At 53.3% G+C, this 22156-nt stretch carries 22 protein-coding genes; 6 read left to right on the plus strand and 16 right to left on the minus strand.

Annotated elements, in window-relative coordinates:
* The first annotated feature begins 103 nt into the window (after positions 1-103).
* The 3 genes from crcB to ACT3TR_RS11405 are packed head-to-tail and all read left to right on the plus strand — an operon-like array spanning position 104 to position 1850.
* Positions 104-496, plus strand: a complete 393-nt coding sequence (crcB, locus tag ACT3TR_RS11395; RefSeq protein WP_444625153.1) for a fluoride efflux transporter CrcB — start codon at positions 104-106, stop codon at positions 494-496.
* Positions 493-891, plus strand: coding sequence for a fluoride efflux transporter FluC (locus ACT3TR_RS11400; protein WP_444625152.1), 399 nt, complete (start codon positions 493-495; stop codon positions 889-891). Before crcB ends, ACT3TR_RS11400 begins: the two co-directional genes overlap by 4 nt.
* Entirely contained in the window at positions 891-1850 is a 960-nt protein-coding gene (locus ACT3TR_RS11405; protein ID WP_096278453.1) for an arsenic resistance protein, read from the plus strand. The genes ACT3TR_RS11400 and ACT3TR_RS11405 overlap by 1 nt, the downstream gene beginning before the upstream one ends.
* A gap of 53 nt (positions 1851-1903) precedes the next feature.
* Here the strand turns inward: ACT3TR_RS11405 and ACT3TR_RS11410 are convergent, their stop codons facing one another.
* The 3 genes from ACT3TR_RS11410 to ACT3TR_RS11420 form a co-directional block, all read right to left on the minus strand.
* Positions 1904-2761: a universal stress protein gene (locus ACT3TR_RS11410; RefSeq protein ID WP_444625151.1), complete on the minus strand. Its 858-nt coding sequence runs from the start codon at positions 2759-2761 to the stop codon at positions 1904-1906.
* 18 nt (positions 2762-2779) lie between these two features.
* On the minus strand, positions 2780-4270 hold the full coding sequence (locus tag ACT3TR_RS11415) for a SulP family inorganic anion transporter (RefSeq protein ID WP_096278449.1): 1491 nt from the start codon (positions 4268-4270) through the stop codon (positions 2780-2782).
* Between the two features lie 465 nt (positions 4271-4735).
* Positions 4736-6883, minus strand: coding sequence for a heavy metal translocating P-type ATPase (locus tag ACT3TR_RS11420; protein WP_096278447.1), 2148 nt, complete (start codon positions 6881-6883; stop codon positions 4736-4738).
* 65 nt (positions 6884-6948) lie between these two features.
* Here ACT3TR_RS11420 and ACT3TR_RS11425 point away from each other — a divergent pair, with 65 nt between their 5' ends.
* Positions 6949-7428: a MerR family transcriptional regulator gene (locus tag ACT3TR_RS11425; RefSeq protein ID WP_096278445.1), complete on the plus strand. Its 480-nt coding sequence runs from the start codon at positions 6949-6951 to the stop codon at positions 7426-7428.
* Positions 7429-7435: 7 nt separating this feature from the next.
* On the opposite strand, the gene ACT3TR_RS11430 is transcribed toward ACT3TR_RS11425, so the two are convergent.
* The 3 genes from ACT3TR_RS11430 to ACT3TR_RS11440 form a co-directional block, all read right to left on the minus strand.
* Positions 7436-8212: a ZIP family metal transporter gene (locus ACT3TR_RS11430; protein WP_441684281.1), complete on the minus strand. Its 777-nt coding sequence runs from the start codon at positions 8210-8212 to the stop codon at positions 7436-7438.
* A 104-nt stretch (positions 8213-8316) separates the two neighbouring features.
* Complete coding sequence (locus ACT3TR_RS11435; protein WP_444625150.1) at positions 8317-8967, minus strand: peroxiredoxin; 651 nt, start codon at positions 8965-8967, stop codon at positions 8317-8319.
* Positions 8968-9207: 240 nt separating this feature from the next.
* A complete protein-coding gene (locus tag ACT3TR_RS11440; protein WP_096278439.1) occupies positions 9208-10236 on the minus strand; it encodes a CNNM domain-containing protein in 1029 nt (342 codons plus the stop codon).
* Between the two features lie 232 nt (positions 10237-10468).
* Between ACT3TR_RS11440 and ACT3TR_RS11445 the strand changes: the two genes are divergently transcribed.
* Complete coding sequence (locus ACT3TR_RS11445; RefSeq protein WP_318781522.1) at positions 10469-10801, plus strand: type IIL restriction-modification enzyme MmeI; 333 nt, start codon at positions 10469-10471, stop codon at positions 10799-10801.
* 49 nt (positions 10802-10850) lie between these two features.
* On the opposite strand, the gene ACT3TR_RS11450 is transcribed toward ACT3TR_RS11445, so the two are convergent.
* Entirely contained in the window at positions 10851-12089 is a 1239-nt protein-coding gene (locus ACT3TR_RS11450; protein ID WP_444625149.1) for a Zn-dependent hydrolase, read from the minus strand.
* Entirely contained in the window at positions 12089-13276 is a 1188-nt protein-coding gene (locus ACT3TR_RS11455; protein WP_096278435.1) for a hypothetical protein, read from the minus strand. The genes ACT3TR_RS11450 and ACT3TR_RS11455 overlap by 1 nt, the downstream gene beginning before the upstream one ends.
* A 155-nt stretch (positions 13277-13431) precedes the next feature.
* Here ACT3TR_RS11455 and ACT3TR_RS11460 point away from each other — a divergent pair, with 155 nt between their 5' ends.
* Positions 13432-13920, plus strand: a complete 489-nt coding sequence (locus ACT3TR_RS11460; RefSeq protein ID WP_444625148.1) for a MarR family winged helix-turn-helix transcriptional regulator — start codon at positions 13432-13434, stop codon at positions 13918-13920.
* Between the two features lie 330 nt (positions 13921-14250).
* Here ACT3TR_RS11460 and ACT3TR_RS11465 read toward each other — a convergent pair whose 3' ends face one another.
* The 8 genes from ACT3TR_RS11465 to doeA all read right to left on the minus strand — a co-directional run bounded on the left by ACT3TR_RS11465 (position 14251) and on the right by doeA (position 21972).
* Complete coding sequence (locus ACT3TR_RS11465) at positions 14251-14718, minus strand: S-ribosylhomocysteine lyase (protein ID WP_096278431.1); 468 nt, start codon at positions 14716-14718, stop codon at positions 14251-14253.
* A gap of 48 nt (positions 14719-14766) precedes the next feature.
* A complete protein-coding gene (locus tag ACT3TR_RS11470) occupies positions 14767-15114 on the minus strand; it encodes a putative quinol monooxygenase (protein ID WP_444625147.1) in 348 nt (115 codons plus the stop codon).
* Between the two features lie 61 nt (positions 15115-15175).
* Complete coding sequence (locus ACT3TR_RS11475) at positions 15176-15853, minus strand: haloacid dehalogenase type II (RefSeq protein WP_444625146.1); 678 nt, start codon at positions 15851-15853, stop codon at positions 15176-15178.
* 138 nt (positions 15854-15991) lie between these two features.
* A complete protein-coding gene (locus ACT3TR_RS11480; protein WP_444625145.1) occupies positions 15992-17425 on the minus strand; it encodes an aspartate aminotransferase family protein in 1434 nt (477 codons plus the stop codon).
* A 72-nt stretch (positions 17426-17497) separates the two neighbouring features.
* The gene (locus ACT3TR_RS11485) at positions 17498-18994 is read right to left on the minus strand and encodes an NAD-dependent succinate-semialdehyde dehydrogenase (RefSeq protein ID WP_096278422.1); all 1497 of its coding nucleotides are present in this window, start codon (positions 18992-18994) and stop codon (positions 17498-17500) included.
* Between the two features lie 219 nt (positions 18995-19213).
* The gene (locus ACT3TR_RS11490; protein WP_096278420.1) at positions 19214-19690 is read right to left on the minus strand and encodes an Lrp/AsnC family transcriptional regulator; all 477 of its coding nucleotides are present in this window, start codon (positions 19688-19690) and stop codon (positions 19214-19216) included.
* An 8-nt stretch (positions 19691-19698) separates the two neighbouring features.
* The gene (gene doeB, locus ACT3TR_RS11495; protein WP_444625144.1) at positions 19699-20715 is read right to left on the minus strand and encodes a N(2)-acetyl-L-2,4-diaminobutanoate deacetylase DoeB; all 1017 of its coding nucleotides are present in this window, start codon (positions 20713-20715) and stop codon (positions 19699-19701) included.
* Positions 20716-20772: 57 nt separating this feature from the next.
* Positions 20773-21972, minus strand: coding sequence for an ectoine hydrolase DoeA (gene doeA / locus ACT3TR_RS11500; RefSeq protein ID WP_096278416.1), 1200 nt, complete (start codon positions 21970-21972; stop codon positions 20773-20775).
* Positions 21973-22156: the final 184 nt, after the last annotated feature.

The following is a 22156-nucleotide window of genomic DNA, read 5'->3' on the forward strand; positions in this document are numbered from 1 at the left end:
CCTGCAGGCGTTAGCGCCATGCTCTATATCAGCCGTTGCATATATAGCGGTATGCGCATGCTAAACTTAGCCATCTAACAGTTTAGGTGGCTAAGGAGGCAGTATGGGGCAGGCAATCGTAAACATGCTGCTGGTGGCACTGGGCGGTGCCGTTGGCGGCATGGGGCGTTTTGCTATTTCCAGCTTTCTCGCTAAGCATTTAGGCAGCGCTTTTCCATGGGGCACACTGGCCGTCAATCTAAGTGGCTCAATCGCCGCTGGCTGGCTACTCGGCACGCTTGGCTTGCCGGACGCTGCAGCCGACAACTCGCTATGGCTGGTCGTAGTGGTCGGCGTACTGGGCGGCTATACCACGGTATCCTCTTTTAGTCTGCAAACGCTTGAGCTTTGGCAGCGCGGCAACGTAGCTCAAGCCGCCGTTAATATTGTGGCTACAGTGCTACTGGGGTTAGCCGGGGTGTACGTCGGCTGGCAGCTAGCCGGAGGCAGCATATGAATGCCATGCTGATGTGCTATTTAACGGTTGGGCTAGGCTGTGGCCTTGGCTGTGCGTTGCGCTACGCTGTCTCACTCAGCGCGCTGGCCACCTTGGGCAGTTACTTTCCACTGGGTACACTGGTGGTTAATGTTGCGGGTTCTTGGTTAATCGGCTGGCTGGCAGCGACCGCTACTCGGCGTTCACATGGACGTATTGCACGCTGGCAACCCTTTCTTATTGCGGGTTTTTGCGGCGGATTCACAACCTTTTCACTGTTCAGTTTGGAAACCCTTCATCTTATCCAAACACACCATGTTACGTTGGCCTTGCTTTATGTAGCGGTGAGCGTTCCGCTTTGGCTCGGGGCGGCGCTACTGGGCGAGCGTATGTCATCACAAGGGCGCCGCTCGTAATGCGCGACCAGATGGAAAGGCACCAGTCCTGGCTATATCTGTTATTTATTGGCTTAGGATTAGCACTTGGCATCGCCACGCCAAACACGGCCAGGCCCCTTGAGCCACTGCTGTGGCCCTTGCTGGGCACACTGCTTTACGCCACCTTCACGCAAATCCCGCTGCTGCACATTTCCCGCAGTATAAAAGATAAGCGCTTTATGACAGCGCTGATGATCGGTAATTTTGTTGCTATTCCCGCTTTTTTAGCCCTTATCGTGATGTGGATTCCGCTCTCTCCCGCCGTGCTGGCGGGCATGCTGCTGGTGCTACTGGTGCCCTGCACCGATTGGTTTATTACCTTCACACATATAGGCAAGGGCGATACCGCTAAAGCGGTCGCCGCCACGCCGCTGTTGCTGCTGGTGCAAATGATCGCATTGCCTGCGTATCTGTGGCTTTTTTTAGGCCGTGAGTGGTTCCAGCTAGCACTTTCTAAACCGCTGCTCAGTGCCTTTTTCGGTCTTATCCTCCTACCGTTAGTGCTAGCCTGGCTAACCGGGCATATCGCCCAGCGCCACCCTATCGCCAAACGTGCCGTTCAATATCTTGGGCTGCTGCCGGTGCCGCTTCTGGCGCTCGTGGTGTTTATTATCGCGGCCTCGCAGATTAATACGGTGATTGGACTAAGCTCAGTGCTATTGCAGGTTGTGTTTATTTTTATAGGCTTTTTAACCTTTGCGGCACTGCTGGGTAAAGGGCTTGGCCGCCTATTTAGACTGCCAATCGCGAGCGCCAGAACGCTGGTCTTTAGCTTCGGTACGCGCAACTCTTTTGTCATGCTACCTATCGCGCTGTCGCTGCCTAATGCTTGGCAGGCCGCGGTCGTGGTAATTGTATTTCAATCGTTGGTAGAACTGTTTGGCATGGTGGCCTACCTACGCTGGGTGCCTAGTAAACTGTTGCCGGACACCAAATAGCGGGCATAAAAAAACCAGCCAACGCATACGAAGGCCGGCTTAAAAAGAATGCTTTAACGCAGTATTAAAATGGGAATGCGGCTGCCACGCAGCATGGCCTTTGTGGTGCTGCCTATCAACAAATGTCGAAGGCGTGAATGGCCGTAGGCGCCCATGACGAGCAGATCAATGCCGTGCTCTTTTTCATAGCCCTGCAGGGTTTTATTCACTTCACCCGGGCGGATCGCCCCTTGCGCTTCATGGCCCGCGTCACGCAGCGTAGCCTGCGCCCAGGTTAACTGAGCGCGATTTTCTGCGGTGTCTGCGCCAACAATCAAAATATGGCAGGCAATGCCGTTAAATAGCGGACTTTTCGCCAGCATCTCGATACCCTTACGAGCCGTTTTGCTGCCGTCAAACGCCATCAATATCTTTTCGGGCCGCTGATAGGTTTTCGGCACCATCAGAATTGGTCGGTGCATTTCACGCACTACTTGCTCCAGATTAGCGCCTAAGTGCCCGCTCGCAGAATGGCCCGCTGCGCCGCATTTACCTATCACGAGTAGGCGCATCTCTTGTTCCAGGCCGACGAGAGTGTCGACCAGCGTACCGTTCAACTGCCGAGTAACGGGCTCCGCCGCGCCACCGTCAATCGCCCGCGCTTTGGCGCTCGCTAACATTTGTTGACCCAGCTCACGATTCACTTTAGCGCGCTGCTCATCAACCGCCGAAAGCTCTTCCAGCAATCGCTCGCGGTCGCCAAGATGTAAATTACCTGAGAAATCCTTGCTGCCGGTCACCGGGGAATGATTGTCGACTACGTGTAGCAGGTTCAAAGGCGATGCCAGCGCTTGGCTCGCCCAAACGGCATAGTCGCAAACGCCCTCGGAAAACGACGAGCCGTCAATGGCGGCCATTACTTGATCAGTCATTGTGTTCTCCCTGTTGGCTTAGTGGCCGCCCATCAGCTTCTCAACGGCTACCGGATCGTTGTGAATAGCATAGCGGTCAACGACGGTTGCACTTGCTTCAGACAACCCAACAAGCGCGACGTCTGTACCCTCTCGGCGAAACTTAATGACAACCCGATCAAGCGCCTGCACAGCGGTCACATCCCAAAAATGCGCTCTAGAAAGATCAATCGTAACGCTATCAATGCTTTCCTTGAGATCGAATGCATTTGTAAAGCGCTCTGAAGAAGCAAAGAACACCTGGCCCACGACCTGATACTCGCGCGACCTGCCGACCTTCGTTTCTTTGGAACCGACATACAGAATATTGCCGACTTTATTAGCAAAGAACAGCGCAGCCAGCAGTACGCCCACAAATACGCCGATAGCTAGATTATGCGTACTGACCGTAACGGCAACGGTCGCCAGCATAACGATATTGGTGCTTATCGGATTCTTGCTAAGATCGCGAATCGATTCCCAGCTAAAGGTTCCGATAGAGACCATAATCATGACCGCGACTAACGCGGCCATGGGAATTTGCGAGACCCAGTCGGCTAGAAATACCACCATCATTAACAGCACAACGCCAGCAATCAGCGTAGACAGCCGAGTCCGACCGCCGGATTTAATGTTAATCACCGACTGACCAATCATCGCACAGCCGGCCATTCCGCCCATCAAGCCGGCACCAATATTGGCTAGCCCTTGCCCCTTACACTCGCGATTTTTATTACTTGGCGTATCGGTCAAATCATCGACAATAGTGGCGGTCATCATCGACTCCAATAAGCCCACCACGCTCAGCATTAGCGCGTAAGGTAAAATAATCCACAGCGTGTCTAGCGTTAGCGGCACGTCTGGCCACAGGAATATGGGCAAGGTGTCCGGCAGTTCACCCATATCACCAACGCTGCGAATATCCATGCCAGTCAGCATATAAACGATGGTAAGTACCACAATACATACCAGCGGAGACGGGATTGCTTTGCCGATCATCGGCAAGTAAGGGAACAGATAGATAATGCCCAAGCCCGCGGCAGTCATGACGTAGACATGCCACGTCACGTTAGTCAGCTCAGGCAGCTGCGCCATAAAAATGAGAATGGCCAGCGCGTTGACGAACCCGGTGACCACCGAGCGCGATACAAAGCGCATTAGATCGGCAAGCTTTAGGTAGCCTGCCACAATTTGCAGCACGCCGGTTAACAGCGTTGCCGCCAGCAGATATTCAAGCCCATGCTCTTTCACCAGCGTTACCATTAAAAGCGCCATGGCGCCGGTAGCCGCTGAAATCATCCCCGGCCGACCGCCGGCAAATGCAATCACCACCGCGATACAGAAAGAAGCGTAAAGACCCACTTTAGGATCGACGCCGGCAATAATGGAAAAAGCAATTGCCTCAGGAATAAGCGCGAGAGCGACCACGATGCCCGAAAGCGTGTCGCCTTTGATATTGGAAAACCATTCTTGCTTACGAAAAAGAGCCATGGGAGTCCACCGTTGAAATACTAGATAAGCCGATCCGCTGGCCGAAGTGACGCCGCAATATGCGCACAACAAACGTCGCTCGCTGGGGTTACAACGTCATTAACGACGGAATCGAATACTGAAACCCGCCCATTAGGCGGAAAAAAAACAATAGCTTGCCGCAACGCCGTAACAGCAAGATTTGCCGGGGCGTATCGCATGGGGAGGGAAACCTAGGGCGGAGTCATCAGCCCTGATGTAGGTAGCGCCAATACTATCTTTAGGCGGGTCATGTTTGAGCGGGTCATTACCGTTATGCCTGGCTGCTAAGAAAACGCCTATCCCCTGTCCATGGTACTTGTGGGTACCTATGGATAGACCGCGAAATCTTACCAGCAATTCCCACTCACTGCACCCAAGGCAAACATGGGCGAGAACGCAGCGCCACCGACTTCCTCGCCCAAGCGCTAGTGGAGTACGTTAGCGCTAGCTAATGTCGTTAAAACGATAACGCAATAAGTACAGCGCATTGAGGGTAACCAGAACGGTTGCCCCGGTGTCAGCCATAACGGCTACCCACATCCCGGTAATACCCAGCGCGGTAGAGACTAGAAAAAATGCTTTAAAACCCAGTGCCAGCACCACATTGGTTTTGACGTTACGCATGGTCGCGCGTGAGAGTGAGATCATTTCGGCAATCCCTCTTACACGATTTTTAAGCAGCGCCGCATCGGCGGTTTCAAGCGCCACGTCGGTGCCACTGCCCATGGCAATGCCCACCTCAGCCGCGGCGAGCGCCGGCGCATCGTTAATACCATCGCCTACTTTACCGACCGGCCCCAGCCCTTGGGCCTGCCACTGACGCACTCGCTGAGCCTTATCTTCAGGCATCAGCTCGCCTTCGGCCTCAATTCCCAGCTGCTCACCGATGGCGGCCACCGTGCGGGCATTGTCACCACTGAGCATAACGACAGACACGCCCAGGCGCTCTAACGCTTGAAGGCCGCTGCGTGCATCTTCGCGAGGCTCGTCACGCAAGGCGATTAAGCCTAAGGGCTGCTCATTCTCCAGCAGTACGGCAAGACTTTTGCCCTGGGTTTCCAGCGCCTCAATACGCGCATCCCAACCACTGGGGCGGGCAGCAAAACGCTGCAGATAGCGCGGGCTAACCAGCATTAATTCTCGCCCTTCTACCTGCCCGGCAACGCCCTGCCCTGATAGGGCATGCCCCGCCTGAACCGCGGGCACCTGTACACCTTGATGCCGAGCATAGTTACCAATCGCAACGGCGAGCGGATGGCTCGACCCTTGCTCAAGCGCGGCGGCTAGGCGTAGAACATCGGCACCACTACTGTCAGCCTCAAGCCCTTCCACATCAGTGACAGTGGGCATTCCTGCGGTAAGCGTGCCGGTTTTATCCAACGCCACCCGCTTGAGCTTGCCTAGCTGTTCCAGTACCGCGCCGCCTTTCATTAGTAGGCCGTTTCTTGCGCCCACCGACAGCCCCGCAGCAATCGCCGCAGGCGTCGAAATCACCAGCGCGCACGGGCAAGCTATTAGCAGCAGGGCTAGCGCACGATAAATAGACTCTGACCAGAGCATCGACGAGACAAGCGGCGGCACAATCGCAACCAGCAGCGCCACGGCAACGACAGCGGGCATATAGAAAAAGGCAAAGCGATCAATAAAGCGCGCGACCGGCGCTTTAGCCGCCTGAGCTTCTTCCACTAGCTTAATCACGCGGGCGATAGTGTTATTTTCAGCGCTGCGGGTTACCTCAACTTCTAGCACGCCATCAAGGTTTACGGTGCCGGCAAACACTGACTCGCCCTGCTCCCGCTCTCGCGGCATCGACTCTCCATTCACCGGCGACTCATCGATATGCGAACGGCCATCGACAATTGTTCCATCGCAGGGCAGCCGGTCGCCAGGGCGGACTTGCACCCGCTGGCCGGGCACAAGAGAGGCAGCGGAGACCTCACGCGCTTCACCTTGCTCTAATAGGCGCGCGGTAGAAGGGGTCAGCTTTGAGAGCGCAGAAATACTGCGCCGCGCCTGGGCAGCGGCAACACCCTCCAGCATCTCGCCCACCGCAAACAAAAACACCACTACTGCGGCTTCGGCGGCGGCGTTGATCGCCAATGCCCCCAGCGCGGCAATGCTCATTAGCATTTCAATAGTGAAAGGATTGCCTAATCTGAGCGCTTGCCACGCGCGCTGCACAATCGGCACAAGGCCAACAACGGTCGCGGCGACAAAGGGCCATGTGCCTAAATCAGGCCACACAAACTTCAGCACCCAAGCCAGCGTCAGCAAGGCACCACTAACGATCACTAAACGCCCTTTGGGCGACTGCCACCAAGGAGTAGCTTCCCCAGCGTCATGAGCCGCACTCGTTTCGTCAATAATGCGGTAGCCCAAGGCCGTAATCGTAGACTCAATCTCTTGGCGCAATAAAACGTCGCCGTCTTGAGCGGTCAACTGAACCGATCCCGCCACGGCGCTCGCTGAGACCGACTCAACGTAACGTAAGCGCTTTAACGCTGACTCCACTTTACGCTCGCAGCCACCGCAGTCCATGCCTTGCACGCGTAAGGTGAACGGTTGATTTTTAGCTAGTGGAATGTCGCTCATCGCATGGTGCTCCAGATTCGTCTATCTTAAGAGCTTAATACCTATAGCGACTAGAGGGTCAAGCAATGGCAGATCAAAATCCACCACCAGCGAATGCAGAGCAATATATTGGTATTGGTGAGCTGGCACGCCAGTCAGGCTGTAAGCCCGAAACGGTGCGCTATTACGAAGGTATCGGGCTGCTGCCTTCAGCGCCTCGTAATGAAGGCAATCAGCGCCGCTATACAGCCACCGCCATCCGCCGGCTGACGTTCATTCGTCACGCCCGTGACTTTGGTTTTTCAGTTGAGGCGGTACGCGAGTTATTACAAATGGCAGACCACCCCACGATGCCATGCGAAGAAGTGGACACCCTGGCAAAGCGCCACTTAGCCGAGGTTGAGGCGCGGCTCGCGAGGCTGACCGCGGTACGCGATGAGCTCACTCGCATGATTCATCAGTGCGAAGGAGGCAATATTGGCCATTGCCATATTATTGATGTACTCAGCGACCACCGCCTATGCCACCAAGCGGGACCACACGGCGGTGCCGATGTTTTACGCTAACGCTTAACTAGCCCAGCCATACATCCAAAAACAGCATAATGACGAGGCCCATTGCCAATCCAAAGGTGGCTTTTTTCTGATGGCCGCAACGGTGCGTTTCAGGAATGATTTCATGGCTGATGACGTACAGCATAGCGCCGGCGGCAAACGCTAGGCCCCAGGGCAGCAGAATTTGAGAAACGCTGATGATACTCGCGCCGAAAAGGCCGCCAATGGGCTCGATTAGACCGGTCAGCGCGGCAATCGACCAGGAGCGCCACTTCGAGTAACCCTCCCCCATTAAGGCAACCGCGACGGCAAGGCCTTCCGGCATATTTTGGAGCCCAATACCGATGGCCAGCGGCATACCGCCTTCCAGCCCATTAGCACCAAAACCAACCCCTACCGCCATACCTTCTGGCAAGTTGTGGATAGTAATAGCGAATACAAACAGCCAGACCCGGCGCAGCGATGCAGCTTCTGGCCCTTCTCGACCTTGGGCAAAATGCTCGTGAGGTAAATGCTCGTTCAGCAGCGCGATAGCGCCCATACCGAGCAAGATAGCAATACAGACAATCGCCGCCGGCACCGGGCCGCCGGAGTAGTAGATCTCGGCAGCATCCAGTGCGGGAATAATCAGCGAAAAGAACGACGCCGCCAGCATAACCCCGGCGGCAAAGCCCAACGCCAGGTCACGAAAGCCGCGACTAGGCGTTTTGCCAAGCAACACCGGTAGTGCCCCTACGGCGGTTAAAAGGCCGGCGACTAAACTACCTAAAAATCCTAACAACAACGTATTTTCCATGGACAGCACAAGCCCGGTGAGCGATCAATAAAGAAGTAGACGCGCACAATACGTTGTCGTTTAACGCAGTACCACCGTTATAGTTAACACAGCGCCACAACTCGTTAGCGCAGAGTAGTCTTACGCAAATACGGCAGCACGGCACTAAACTCACCAAACTTCTGCTTGGCATCTTCATCCGAAACGCTCGGCGGAATAATGACATCTTGGCCCACGGTCCAATCGGCTGGCGTAGCAACACCGTGTTTAGCTGTGGCCTGCAATGCATCTAGCGCACGCAGAATTTCTGCGAAGTTACGCCCCACTGACATCGGATAAGTCATTGACAGCTTTAGCTGCTTATCCGGACCAATGATAAATACTGAGCGCACCGTGGCGCTATCTGCTGGCGTACGGCCATCGGGCAAATAGGCTTCTGCGGGCAGCATATCGAACAGTTTGGAAACATTTAGGCTGTCGTCAGCGATGATCGGAAAACCGACTTTACTGCCGCTGTAGGTCTCAATATCTGTCGCCCAACGCTTATGATCTTCAACGCTATCCACCGAGACACCGATTACTTTCGTAGCGCGCTTTTCCCACTCAGCGCTTAGCTGCGCAACGGCGCCAAACTCGGTGGTGCACACTGGCGTAAAATCTTTAGGGTGTGAAAACAAGATCGCCCAGCTGTCGCCAATCCACTCATGGAAGCTGATCGGGCCTTGGCTAGAGTCCGCTTTAAAATCCGGGACAACTGCATTGATACGTAATGACATGCGCTACTCCTTAGTAGACATTTAGCTTAGGGGTATTTAGCACCTTAATTCTTTATAGATCTTTCAACACACCTAATATAGAACATTTAGCGCTAAGACAGTCAATATCTTTACAGGGTTCCTGATGTTTTCGACTAGCGCGCATCCCTCGGCTCTCAATCACCGTATCCAGCATAGAAAAACGGTGCTCGAAAGCACCGTCATTACAAACACCACACATGTAACCGTCTGTTTATTTGGTTATTTTTTACTTTTATCTTCAGTTTTAATGCGCTTTAACCAGCGCTGTTTGGCATACTGGCGCAGGTTATCGACGTGGTCGGTCTCATCCACAATGTCCCGGCCGAGGATCGTTTCAATAATATCCTCTAAGGTAATCAAACCGACAAAGGTGCCGTGCTCATCGTAAACCACGCGCATGTGCAGGTGATCTTTCAACATCGATGTAAATACTTGCTCTACATTCTGCGATACATCCACGCTGCCAATCGGGTGCATCAGTTCGCGCATGGTTTTAGTGTCATCGGCATGGTACATGTCTGATTTATGCACATAGCCAAAGGCCTGCTCGCCGTTATCCATCACCGGGAAGCGGGTAAACGGCGCTTTACCATACTGCTCGTCAAACACTTCAACCGTCATGTTCGGCAGCACCGTTTGACACACCGTGCGCGGGGTCATGGCGTTGTTTACAACAATATCGTGCAAGTTAAGCACATTAATAATGGTGCGCGACTCGTCCGCATCCAGAACATTTTCTTCAAGACCTACCCGAGCCAGCACTTTAATTTCATCGCGCAGATCAACGTCGTGCTCTGACTTACCTAGCCGGCGCGTAATCTGCTCCGACATCCATATAAAGGGTAGCAAGCAGAGAATCATCGGCTTCAAAAAGCGCGGCAGAAAAGGCGATAAACCACGCCAGTAAGTCGCGCCAATAGTCTTCGGAATGATCTCCGAAAGCACCAGAATCAGCATCGTCATCACCGCAGACACCAGGGCGATTGAGGCTTCACCGAACACCACCGCGGCCTGGGCACCCACCGCCGTTGCGCCCACGGTATGGGCAATCGTGTTGAGCGTCAAAATAGCCGCCAGTGGCCGGTCAATATTCGTTTTTAGCTTCGTCAGCGAGGCGTGTAATTTCGGATTATCTTCTTTTAGCTTAGCGATATGGCTAGGCGTAATAGAGAGTAGCGCTGCTTCAAGGATGGAACATAGAAAAGAGAGGGCAATCGAAAGCGTGGCAATCGAGATCAGGAGGAACATGGGGGCCTAAAGCAAGGGGTTGTCTGGCGTTTATAAGACCAACATATTAGGAAGTCAACGATTATTTAGCGAGGCTCTGAAATGCTCAGGCCATCCCGTCATTTTCATTAAACATGCTAACATCTAACCCTGCTTAACTCGGCCCCATACCCCTGCCTCAAAGGAACCCCGTTGATGCTTGAAGCGCCAGCCCCATTGCCAGCAATGATGTCGTTAATGTGTTTATTGAGCGCTGGCAGCACACCATCGGGACCGAAAAGCTAACTATCAGCTATTTCTTGCACAGCTTTGCACACTGCTTGAGCTGCCCACGCCCGAGCCCGCCTGCAAAGACAACAGTGAGAACGCCTACACCTTTGAGCGCCGGGTGGATATTCAAAACCCCGATGGCAGCGAAAACCGCGGTATTATTGATTTATATAAACGCGGCGCCTTTGTGCTGGAAGCCAAGCAAACCGGCAAAGGGCTTGAAACCAAAGGGTGGGATAAAGCCATGCAGGCGGCCTACAACCAAGCCGACCAGTACGTGCGCGCCCTACCCGCTAAAGAAGGCCGCCCCGCCTAGATAGCCAACATATTTCTATTATCTCGCAATTTAAAGTGATGCATATTTTTCACTCAGAAAGAGCTTTGGCGGTTCGAAAAATCACCTCAATCCCCTTCGCAAGCTTATCGTAGTCGGTCCATTCCTCAGGCGCATGAGAGATGCCATCACGGCTCGGAACGAAGATCAATCCCGTCTGCGTGATCTTCGATAAGATCATAGCGTCATGCCCTGCACCACTGGGCATCCAACGCCACTTTATTCCACTAGCATCGGCATCTTTAGTGAACTGTTTCTGAATCTCTTCGGCCATTGGCGTGGACGGAATGGTTATCTTCTCGTTGATCACGAATATAAGACCGCTATCAGAAAGTTGCTTCAACTCTGTGCGAAGCTTGTCCTTGATCTCGGCAACGTTTTCCGCCCGCGGAGACCGGATATCGACGCTGAAAGTGACACTGTTAGGAATGACATTCGCACCACCTGGTTGAGCCACTATACGCCCGACAGTGCCGACAGCTGCTTGATCAACCTCTGCAACGATACCAGGAACCCGAGCGATAACAGTTGCTGCCCCGACCATCGCATCTTTTCGGGCATTCATGGGAGTTGTTCCCGCATGGCCCGCCGCGCCGGTCACGGTCACCTCTATCTGCGACAGCGAGACAACCTCTGTGACGATGCCAATGTCTTCCTGATTTTGCTCAAGAACCGGCCCCTGCTCGATATGCAGCTCCAGAAAGGCGTGAAGGGAACCTGCGGAAAGCACCACCTCACCAGACCTTGAAGGATCTAACCCAAAGTCCGACATCGCCTGCGCGACGGAGATTCCATTTTGATCTTTCAGTTCATGCAATTCCTGCTGTTTGACCTGCCCCGTCAGAAGCCGAGACCCCAACAGTCCGCTACCGAAACGGCCACCTTCCTCCTCAATCATCGCAATAATTTCGACAGGCCGTTCAGGTTTTATGCCAAGTTCTTGAAAAACAAAAGCGGTCTCAAGTCCGGCGACCACCCCAGCCGGGCCATCAAAGCTACCGCCGTTCGGAACAGAATCGAAGTGCGACCCCACTAACACAGGCGGAAGATCTGGTTTTTTACCTTCAATCCGTCCAAAAATATTTCCAACGGCATCTTCTCTCGTCTTAAGCCCTGCCTCTTTCATTTTACTCAGTAGATAATCGCGGACATCCCTATGCTCTGCACTGTAGGTAAGTCGAGTAGTTCCCTTACCAGGTGTCGAGGTGAATTGCGCTATACATTCGATCATATCCTGGACTCGGGATTCATTAATGTGCTGCTGTGTCATTAGATCAATCCTGTGAAAATACCTGCTATAACAACGGACACCATAGTCACCGTAACGAATCCGGCGACCAGCATAGAAGGCATCATATGTGCAGAAAGTGCTGCGCGCTCCTTCTCATCGTCGGTAAGTGTGTTGACTACTTCATTAGTAATAACGTAGTCCGCGGGGAACCCATAAAGCGCTGTCAGTGAGCAGGCAAAGGCCATAGCTGGCGTCATCCCAAAAATTTTGCCCGCAATGTATGAAAAAATATACATGCCAACGATGCCGATAATAATCGCCCCAAACATGGGCCCTGCGAGATCAAGCAACATTTCAGGTGTTGCCCGATTAAGGCCACCGAAAATAAACAGCATCAACACCATGATGATAAAGCCGAAAGAGTTTGCCGACTGCAGAGGCTGGCGTTCGAGAAAGCCAAATGAAGATGCGAGTACGCCACCAATCAGACAAAGTACAAAGGGGCTGATATCGAAAAAAGGTTGAAGCAGTTGAGCTACACCCCACGCCAGAAAGGCAACAACCCCTAGCCGGAAAAGCTTGAAGTAAACCGTGTTATAAGCAGGCGGCAGCTTTTGAAAGAGGCGCGGCATCGGATTTTCATTCGATGTCGAACTGGTTGCAGCATCATTGACTGTCCATTGACCGGCGCGATAAAGGCTGAGAACGCGACGCCCTTCTCGTTGTAGCATCATCGACGTTAGAGGATAGCCGATGAACCCCTGCATCACGTATATCAGGATAGCAAGCACCGCAAGGCTTTCGAGACCGGCCTCAGAAGCCGCCTGCGACATGATCAGTGAGGACACAATGCCGCCGGTTAGTGGAGGAGTTGCTACAATTACTGTTTGGTAATCAAGGAAAAGCCGTCCCACAGTGAATAGAATTGCTGCTATGCCGGCGATACCGGAAAGCGCAATGACGACCGTTCGCCACTGGCGCTTCAATTCATCGATCGACAGCAACGTTCCCATATTGGTAATTAGCAGATATATAGCGAGATAAACTACGGGTGTTGGAATGCCCGCAATCTCAACTATATTTTCGGGAAAAAAAGTCCAATAACCGATCAAAAATAAGACGGCGCATACAAAAACGGAAGGCAGCTTGGATTTGGTACGTAAAGCGACAACATCGCCAATGTAAAGAATGAACACAAGTATTGCGAAGGCTGCTAGTTGTGGCATGAGAACCCCTCCTCTCGGTTTGAACGCAGCCCGCTGAGTAGCCTTCAACTTGTAATATGCTGCGCGCTAAAACTCAATATAGATCCACATGGATTTATATTGCAAGAGTATGGTGGTATGAGGTGGTATTAATACTGTTGAAAGGGGTATCAAGGATGACTGACAAAGGGTTTTCAATGCTTGAGGAGGTCTTCTCCTCGGATCTGTGCTACCTGATGGCGATGAGTCACATAGTACTGGCTAATAACCAAGTGACGAGCCGCTTCATCGAAAAAAACTACGATATGCCAGTAAATGCGTGGTCAACGCTTTATGCAGTCACTTATTTCCCAGGCATTCTGGCAAAAGACGTACAGATTCTCTTCCCGCGACCACAGAACTCAATCAGCCGAGCTATCAAACTTCTTGAAAATCGTTGCCTGATCAAACGCGAAGTCGATAGTAATGACACGCGGGCGAAGCAGCTCTTTCCTACCACCGAAGGCGTCGCCTTGCTTTCAGAGATCAAAAATAAGGTGGTTCGGCGCCAAGAAGAGGTATTTGGCGCGCTAACAGACTTAGAACGAAAAACGTTTCTGAGCCTGTGCCGAAAGATCATTAATAGTGGCGCGTTGAATGACTCCTCAGCGCTCGAAGTATTTTAGGATCGGCCCAGAATAGAGCTAAATCACAACTGCGTAAGCGCCGGCGATATTAAACAGCGTTTTACGGCTGACGTGTATGGCGCACTGGGTCAGCTCCGACACATCGTTTGGCCCTGGCGAAAGCAATAGCCACGCGCATTAACACAAGCTTTAAGCCAAGCGAAAAGCAGCTTATTAAAGCCTCTCTCGCGGGAAAATGCGTTCCCTCTACCAGCATGTCACCGTGGGTGGGCATTTTTGTATCCGTTAATGTACAGATAATAAAAACGCCTCCTGGCTTATATGCTCAGAAGGCGTTCAGCTTACTGCTTTTCTGGAGTTAGCTAGAGCTTAAGCAAACACTTCGGTCCATTCGCTGCGTTTGGCCAGCAGGTTACGCGCAAGCTCCTGGGCGCCTTCCAAGCTATGGCTAGCGGCCCAGCCGCACTGCATTTCGTTGCAGGCGGGTACGTCGGTCGCGACGAGCACATCGTTCAGCGTTTGTTCGATGATGGCCAGTACGCCGTCGTAATCATCGTGATTAATCATCGCGATATAGAAGCCGGTTTGGCAGCCCATCGGGCTGATATCGACCACTTTATCCGTGTGATTGCGTGATAACTCAGCCATTAAATGCTCAAGGGAGTGCAGCGCGGGCATCTCCATGTGCTCTTTATTAGGCTGGCAGATCCGCAAATCGTATTTATGGATACGGTCGCCGTTCTGGCCTTCTTTAATATCCGCTAGCCGCACGTACGGGGCTTTCACCTTGGTATGATCCAGGTTAAAGCTCTCGACGTTCATTTTTTTCTCAGTCATTTTGGCTCCTTTTCAGCGTTGCTGTTAGGCCTAATCTACACGCTAAAATTAAACCTTCGGCGCGTCAAAATTCAAGGGTTCATCGGTATAGACGCACACGTTGGCATCTTCAATATCACCATCCGGCGATTCAACGTGCTTAGCAAAGAAATCCTGAATCTCTTTACGCTGACAGTGGGCTTCAAACTCTTCACGGCTGGCCCAAATTTCATGAAAAACGATCGGGTAGCCGGTGCCCTGAGCGAAGGGGTTATCGATCTGACGCGTCACTGTGTAGTGAATGCAGGCGTCTTCACGGTGCGTATTCGGCTCTAATGACTGAAGCGCTTTGAATACCGCTTCTTCTTTGCCCGGCTTAGGCTTAAAGCCAGCAACGCAGTAAATTTTCTCTGACATGTTCGTATCCTAAGGCAGTAATTGGACGTCATTATGCGACTTGTTGAAGCGGGTTACCAACCTAACCAATAAGTCGATCAGCCAGTGTTTCTAAATCAGTGACTGTCATATCCGGCTCTATTCCCCATGGGTCGAAAGGCGCATCGGAGCTGCGGCGGATCCAGGCACTGCGCAACCCCGCATGGGTTGCTCCAATCACGTCAAACGGATTACTGGAAATCAGCCACGTTTGCTCAGGCCTGGTTTCTAAACGGCTACGCAAATGCGAATACACGGCGGGGTCGGGCTTAAAGCGCTTCACTTCGTCGGCACTAATGACATCGTCCATGTGGTTCTCAACGCCTGCGCGGGTGAGCAGTTTAGATACGGCGTCTGCAGTGCCGTTCGAAAATGCCACACAGCGAATGCCCGCACCGCGAAGTTGATCCAACGCTGGCACTACATCGTCGAAAGCGGGCAGCTCTCCATATACGGCCATTAGGTGATCGTGGTCATTATCAGAAAGACCGGTATGCAGCGCACGATCAACGAACACTAGCGCTTCGCGCGTACATTCGGAGAACGGCACATAGGCACCCATCAGGCCATGGCGAAAGCTGTATTCAAGCTGTTTGTCGCGCCAACGGCGGGCAAACTCATCTACTTTAGCAGCATCCTTCAAGCGCCTTTCTAGCTCAACTGTGACTCCCTGGGTATCGATCAGCGTGCCGTATACATCAAAGGCTAATACCGGTTGCATCGTTGGCTACTCCTTCACTATCGAATGGCTTACCTTACGGCTGAATTCAACATTAAGAGTATTAAGCATAGCCGCCCCCTTCAAAAATAAAAACGCCGCAGCGCTGGGCTGCGGCGTTTAAGCGGCTAAAGCAGGTTATCAAACCGTAAACGCAGCTTCTTGTTTGCCGGTTTTAAGATCACCTGAGCGCGTAAGCTCATCGGTAACGCGGTCGATGGCGCGCTTGGCACGACCAATCATCTCGTCTACTTCGCCACGGTTAATGGTTAGCGGCGGCGCAAAGCCAAGAATATCCCCTTGCGGCATCGCCCGAGCTATCAGGTTCTCTTCCATGGCAGCAGCGGCAACGCGCGGGCCGACTTTGAGCGCTGGCTCGAAATGCAGGCGCTGGCTAGCATCAGGCGAGAACTCTAGCGCGGCCATTAGGCCAACACCGCGCACGTCACCCAGCAACGGGTGGCCTTCGAAGTTAGCTTTTAGCTGTTGCTGAAAATAAGCGCCGGTTTCAGCGGCGTTACCCACCAAGTTCTCACGCTCGATGATATCCAGATTGGCAAGCGCGGCAGCACAGCCTAGCGCATGGCCAGAATAGGTCCAGCCGTGGCCGATAGGGCCGTATTCACCGGTGCCCTGCTCAAGCACTTGCCACACTTTTTCACCGACAATCACACCAGAAAGCGGCTGATAGGCGCTGGTCAAGCCCTTAGCGATAGTGACCAGATCCGGCTTCATGTTGTAGTGATGGCTGCCAAAGTCAGAGCCGGTACGGCCAAAGCCACACACCACTTCATCGGCAATCAACAGCACGTCGTACTTATTCAACACGGTTTGAATCGCATCCCAATAACCTTCCGGCGGCGGTACGATCCCACCCGTACCCAGTACCGGCTCGCCGATAAAGGCAGCGACGGTATTCGGGCCTTCTTCCAGAATCATTGCTTCTAGCTTGTCAGCACAGTAGGCCGAAAATTCTAGCTCCGTCATGCCGTGCTGTTCGGCGGCGCGCAGATAGTAATGCGGCGCTTCGGTGTGCCGAATCGTGTCAATCGGTAAATCGAAGTGATCATGAAACGCCTTCAGGCCAGTCAACGAACCCGATGCAATACCCGAACCATGGTAGCCACGCATGCGCGAGATGACTTTTTTCTTCTGTGGGCGACCCAACACGTTGTTGTAGTAACGCACAATTTTAAGCTGGGTTTCGTTGGCATCGCTTCCGGACATACCGTAGTAAACCTTGGACATGTTCATGCCCGCGATTTTAATAATGCGCTCGGAAAGCTCGATCTGAGGCTCGTTAGAGTGGCCCACGTAGGTGTGATAGTAAGAAAGCTCTAAAGCCTGCTTATAGATCGCTTCGGCAACTTCGGTGCGGCCATAGCCAATGTTCACGCAGTAGAGGCCCGCAAAGCCGTCGATAAACTCGCGGCCATCTTTATCGACAATATTGATGCCTTTACCGCCGGTAATCACACGGCCCGGCAAATCACCGTGAGCAAAGTCACGCAGGTGGGTAGACGCATGGAAGGTAACTTTACGGTCGCGTTCGATTAAATCCTGATGCAAGCTCATAGCGTTCTCTCTGTACAGTAAGCCTCCCCGCATGACGGGGAAGGTATTTTTAAATTGTTTTCAACTTGGCGACTAGCTGCCAGACGCTGAACCCAGCGCGCCTAGGCAGTAATATTTCGTTTCCAGATATTCATCGATACCCGTGGCGCCGCCTTCGCGCCCTAGGCCTGACTGTTTTACACCGCCAAAGGGCACCGGCGGGCCGGTCATTTTTACTGAATTAACGCTGACCATGCCGTACTCCAGCGCCCGCATCAGCTTCCATATACGGCGTATATCATGGGTGTAGACATAGGCGGCAAGCCCGTACTCAGTGTCGTTGGCCATTTCAATGACTTCATCGTCCGTGCTGTAGGCGGTAATGCCTGCCACGGGGGCAAAGTTTTCTTCTCGCCACACCTTCATCTTCGCCGTGACGCCGGTTAGCAGTACCGGCATAAAGAAGTTCTCACCTGGCGCTTTGCTTTGATCACCGCCAATCATGGTGGCGCCTTTAGAAACAGCGTCATCAACAATCGCAGCGGCTTTTTCCACCGCCTGACGGTGAATTAGTGGGCCAAGATCTATCTCGCCGTGCAGGCCATTGCCTACGGTGAGTGCCGCCATACGCTGGCTGAACTGCTCTACGAACTCATCATGGATCGACTCGTGTACCAGAATGCGATTGGCCGCCAGGCAGTCTTGCCCTGCCGTTTGGAACTTGGCGTCAATCGCCGCGTAGGCAGCCTGCTTTGGATCCATATCTGGACCAACAATAAACGGTGCGTTGCCACCCAGCTCCAAAGAAAGCCGCTTAACGGTATGCGCACTCTGTTCGATCAACAGCCGCCCCACCCGAGTGGAACCGGTGAATGAGAGCGCGCGAATACGTGACTCGGCGCAGAGGATTTTCGAGACTTCCGCAGGGTCACCCAGTACAACGTTAAAAATGCCGGCCGGAATCCCCGCGCGCTCAGCCAGCTCCGCCAACGCCAGCGCCGAGAACGGCGTTTCATTGGCAGGCTTGACGATCACAGGGCAGCCAGCCGCCAGCGCCGCCGCGGCTTTACGCGTAATCATCGCCAGCGGAAAGTTCCAGGGCGTAATCATCGCCACGATGCCGACAGGCTCTTTAATAGTGCCCAACGACGCATTCGGAATATGGCTGGGGATGGTTTCACCGTAGGTGCGCTTGCCCTCTTCAGCAAACCAGCGCACAAAGCTTGCGCCGTACTCGACCTCACCGCGAGCATCGGGCAAAGGCTTGCCCTGCTCCAGCGTCATGATCGTAGCGAGGTCTTCACGGTTGGCTTGAATCAGGTCATACCAAGCTAGCAAACGCTCGCAGCGCTCGTCGGCTCGTAGCGCCCGCCACTGCACGAAAGCAGCGTCAGCAGCATCAACAGCGGCCGTAATCTGCGCGGCTTCAAGCAGTGGGATATGGCCAATAGTGTCATTGGTAGCAGGGTCATAAACCGCTTCTTCTCGACCGCCTTCGCCGTGGGTCCATTTACCGTTCACATAGGCGTACTGCCGAAACAGTCGCGAATCTTCCAGGCGCTTGGCAAGCGTGGTCGATAGTGTGGTCATGGAAACCTCTCCTCATGCAGCCTGGCTAACCGAGCACTGCAATAGCTGTGTGGCATTGTCAGCAAGCGCTCATCAGCCTTGCCATCGAATGCATAGAGGTTAACGGAGAGTAGCCACGAAGTGTTTTTGAAAACCAAGGCTTATCACGCGACTTTTTTTGTCAGCGGGCGCTTAACAGTGGTTTTTTTTGGTGGTTCGCAATAAAAAGTAAGCGCTTTATTAAATGACACCGTCAGTATCGATACCAATAGGCGCGTGCTTGACGGTTTTAGTCACAATATACGTAAAATAGCGTTCTATACCTGCTTCAGACACTAGCCACTTATCCATCAGACGCTGATAACTATCGATGGTTCGGGCTTCAAACTTCACTAGGTAATCCACACCGCCGCCAACCGCCACGCATTCCGTTACGTCTGGCGTCTCCATTACCAGCGCTTCAAAGCGAGCAAAGCTTTCAGCGTTATGCTGCTTCAGTTCGATTTGAACCCATACCGGGTTGCGAGGCCCCTGCACCTCGCTATTGATACGCGCGCTGTAGCCTTCAATAATGCCAGCCTTTTCAAGGCGCTTTACGCGTTCCCAGCAGGGGCTGATCGAGAGATTAATCGCCTCGGCCAGCTTCGACTTAGTGATTCGCCCGTCTTGGGAGAGAATGTCGAGAATTTTCAGGTCAAAACGATCAAGTTTCATCATGCCGGGCGTTACGCCTCCAGGCGTTCAACAACATCGGCAATCACCGCCAGGGTGTCCCCCATATTGATTAACGAAGGCGCACGACGCGCCATTAAGATACCGTCGCGCTCTGCTTTATAAGCAACCGGATCAGTGCCGCTGCGGGTCATATCGTATACGTACGCAATCGTTTGGCCGTTCTTAACGTCATCCCCTAATGCGACCAACAGCTCTAACACACCGGAGTGCTGACTCTGTACGTAGCAGCTAGCATCGGGCATATCCAGGTAGACCTGCCCTTCTGCCGGCATATCAACCGTGCCTTCTACCAGGCCATAGTGAATTAAGAAATTACGCACGCCGCGCTCGGCAATCGCCATGCTTTGGGGCGTAGACGTACCGCCGCCGCCAAGCTCAGTGGCCACAAACACTTTGCCTTGTCGCTCGCAGGCGGTGTCGAAAAGTTTTTCCGCATCCAGCTCAAACATCACCATTGCGTACGGAGCGCCGAAGGCTTTTGCGCCTTCCAAAGCGGACTGCTGCTGGGCCTTATTATCCAGCACGTGAGAGGCGCCAAACGGTAGAATATCCAGCGTGCGGCCGCCGGAGTGCAGATCAAGCACTACGTCCGCCATCGGCACCAGTACGCGCGTGAAGTAGTCGGCAATTTGCGGCGTAACGCTACCGTTAGGGTCGCCGGGAAAGCTGCGATTCAGGTTACCTTTGTCCATCGGGGAAGTGCGCTTACCCGCCATGACCGCGGGCGTGTTCATGCACGGAACGATAATCACGCGACCCGTTACGTCTTGCGCCTGCAACGATGAAGAGAGCTTCAGCAGCGAGGTAATGCCTTCGTACTCATCGCCGTGGTTGCCACCGGTCAGCAGCGCCGTCGGGCCATCACCATTTTTCACCACAGTGATGGGGATCATCACCGCGCCCCAAGCGGACTCATCGGTGGAAATCGGGAGCTTTAAAAAACCGTGCTGTACGCCATCGGCATCAAAATCAACGGTGGCGGCAATAGGGCTTGGTCGCATCGTCATGAAAAATTCCTTTAGGTGGCGGGGTACAATTTATTTAACCGCGACGCTCATTAATAATTACTTCACAAATAGCTGGCGCGGAAAATTGGCCAGCGTTTCACAACCATCGTCGGTAATTAAAATACTCTCGGTAATTTCTAGACCCCAGTCCTCTACCCAAAGCCCCGGCATAAAGTGAAATGTCATGCCGGGCTGCAGGATAGTGTCATCCGAGGGGCGCAGGCTCATGGTGCGCTCGCCCCAATCAGGCGGATAAGAGATGCCGATGGGATAACCACAGCGGGCGCCGCCGCGGTCAAAGCCGTATTTGTCCATCGCAGCCCCCAGCGCCATGGCGATATCTGCGGTGCGGTTACCCGGCTTAGCGACGGCGAGACCTTTCTCAATGCCTTCTAACAGCGCCGATTCAGCGCGGATAAAATCGGTGGGCGGTGTACCCAAAAATACCGTGCGTGACATAGGCGCGTGGTAGCGTTTAAACACCCCGGCAATCTCGAAGAAGGTGCCTTCGCCTTTACGAAAGGGTGTGTCATCCCAGGTTAAATGAGGCGCCGCGGCGTCCTTGCCGGTGGGCAGCATAGGAACAATGGCGGGATAATCACCGCCAAATACTTTGCCGTTTTCATCCACAAAACCTTCAATGCCGACGCGATAAATCTCTGACACCAGTTTGCTTTTCGGCAGGCCAGGCTCGATGACTTCTAAAATACGTGAGTGCATGCCTTCCACAATCTTGGCGGCAATGCGCATGTAAGCCACTTCCTGGGGCGATTTTATCGCTCGGCACCAGTTCACCAGCGCATTGGCATCCATAAAGCGCGCGTGAGGAAGCTCTTTGAGCAGACTTAAATAGGCCTTGGCGGAGAAGTAGTAGTTATCCATCTCCATACCCACTACACCCAGATGCCAGCCGCGATCAGGCATGATCGACTGCGCCAAATACTCCATGGGATGCATATCCGGATTTTGTACATAGTAATCCGGGTAGTAAGTAATGTTGTCAGGATCGATCCAGCAGGTACGCAGGGCGCCGTTAGCATCCATGCGCCGCCCGAACCATACAGGCTCGCCCTCAAGGCCCACCAGCACACACTGATGCACATAAAACGACCAGCCGTCGTAGCCGGTCAGCCAAGCCATATTAGAAGGGTCACTGACGATTAATACGTCAATACCACGACTGGCCATTTCGGCGCGCACTTTCCACAGGCGACTAGCGTACTCTTCGCGCGCGAAAGGCAGGGAAACCTGAGTCATCGGGCAACTCGCCATTAAAGATCACCAAGAACCAGCGCTGGGCCTAAAAAGGCATGCAACGCTGAGCCACAGGATCGACCTGACTACCGCCGCAGCAGCCCCGCCAATGTCGTCTTGACCCGATACTAGCACCCACCCTTGGTTGGCGGTCAAAGGCTTTATGACAAAAAGTGCATATGATCAC

Source organism: Halomonas sp. AOP12-B1-6 (assembly GCF_052379225.1).
Classification (GTDB): domain Bacteria; phylum Pseudomonadota; class Gammaproteobacteria; order Pseudomonadales; family Halomonadaceae; genus Vreelandella; species Vreelandella casei.

Coding starts and splice junctions, on each gene's coding strand:
- ACT3TR_RS11460 (WP_444625148.1), top strand. CDS start 13,432: ATGACTGACAAAGGGTTTTCAATGCTTGAGGAGGTCTTCTCCTCGGAT.
- ACT3TR_RS11455 (WP_096278435.1), bottom strand. CDS start 13,276: ATGCCACAACTAGCAGCCTTCGCAATACTTGTGTTCATTCTTTACATT.
- ACT3TR_RS11410 (WP_444625151.1), bottom strand. CDS start 2,761: ATGACTGATCAAGTAATGGCCGCCATTGACGGCTCGTCGTTTTCCGAG.
- ACT3TR_RS11430 (WP_441684281.1), bottom strand. CDS start 8,212: ATGGAAAATACGTTGTTGTTAGGATTTTTAGGTAGTTTAGTCGCCGGC.
- ACT3TR_RS11420 (WP_096278447.1), bottom strand. CDS start 6,883: ATGAGCGACATTCCACTAGCTAAAAATCAACCGTTCACCTTACGCGTG.
- ACT3TR_RS11450 (WP_444625149.1), bottom strand. CDS start 12,089: ATGACACAGCAGCACATTAATGAATCCCGAGTCCAGGATATGATCGAA.
- ACT3TR_RS11415 (WP_096278449.1), bottom strand. CDS start 4,270: ATGGCTCTTTTTCGTAAGCAAGAATGGTTTTCCAATATCAAAGGCGAC.
- doeA (WP_096278416.1), bottom strand. CDS start 21,972: ATGACTCAGGTTTCCCTGCCTTTCGCGCGCGAAGAGTACGCTAGTCGC.
- ACT3TR_RS11490 (WP_096278420.1), bottom strand. CDS start 19,690: ATGATGAAACTTGATCGTTTTGACCTGAAAATTCTCGACATTCTCTCC.
- doeB (WP_444625144.1), bottom strand. CDS start 20,715: ATGACGATGCGACCAAGCCCTATTGCCGCCACCGTTGATTTTGATGCC.
- ACT3TR_RS11465 (WP_096278431.1), bottom strand. CDS start 14,718: ATGACTGAGAAAAAAATGAACGTCGAGAGCTTTAACCTGGATCATACC.
- ACT3TR_RS11405 (WP_096278453.1), top strand. CDS start 891: ATGCGCGACCAGATGGAAAGGCACCAGTCCTGGCTATATCTGTTATTT.
- ACT3TR_RS11400 (WP_444625152.1), top strand. CDS start 493: ATGAATGCCATGCTGATGTGCTATTTAACGGTTGGGCTAGGCTGTGGC.
- ACT3TR_RS11470 (WP_444625147.1), bottom strand. CDS start 15,114: ATGTCAGAGAAAATTTACTGCGTTGCTGGCTTTAAGCCTAAGCCGGGC.
- ACT3TR_RS11480 (WP_444625145.1), bottom strand. CDS start 17,425: ATGAGCTTGCATCAGGATTTAATCGAACGCGACCGTAAAGTTACCTTC.
- ACT3TR_RS11475 (WP_444625146.1), bottom strand. CDS start 15,853: ATGCAACCGGTATTAGCCTTTGATGTATACGGCACGCTGATCGATACC.
- ACT3TR_RS11425 (WP_096278445.1), top strand. CDS start 6,949: ATGGCAGATCAAAATCCACCACCAGCGAATGCAGAGCAATATATTGGT.
- ACT3TR_RS11440 (WP_096278439.1), bottom strand. CDS start 10,236: ATGTTCCTCCTGATCTCGATTGCCACGCTTTCGATTGCCCTCTCTTTT.
- ACT3TR_RS11435 (WP_444625150.1), bottom strand. CDS start 8,967: ATGTCATTACGTATCAATGCAGTTGTCCCGGATTTTAAAGCGGACTCT.
- crcB (WP_444625153.1), top strand. CDS start 104: ATGGGGCAGGCAATCGTAAACATGCTGCTGGTGGCACTGGGCGGTGCC.
- ACT3TR_RS11485 (WP_096278422.1), bottom strand. CDS start 18,994: ATGACCACACTATCGACCACGCTTGCCAAGCGCCTGGAAGATTCGCGA.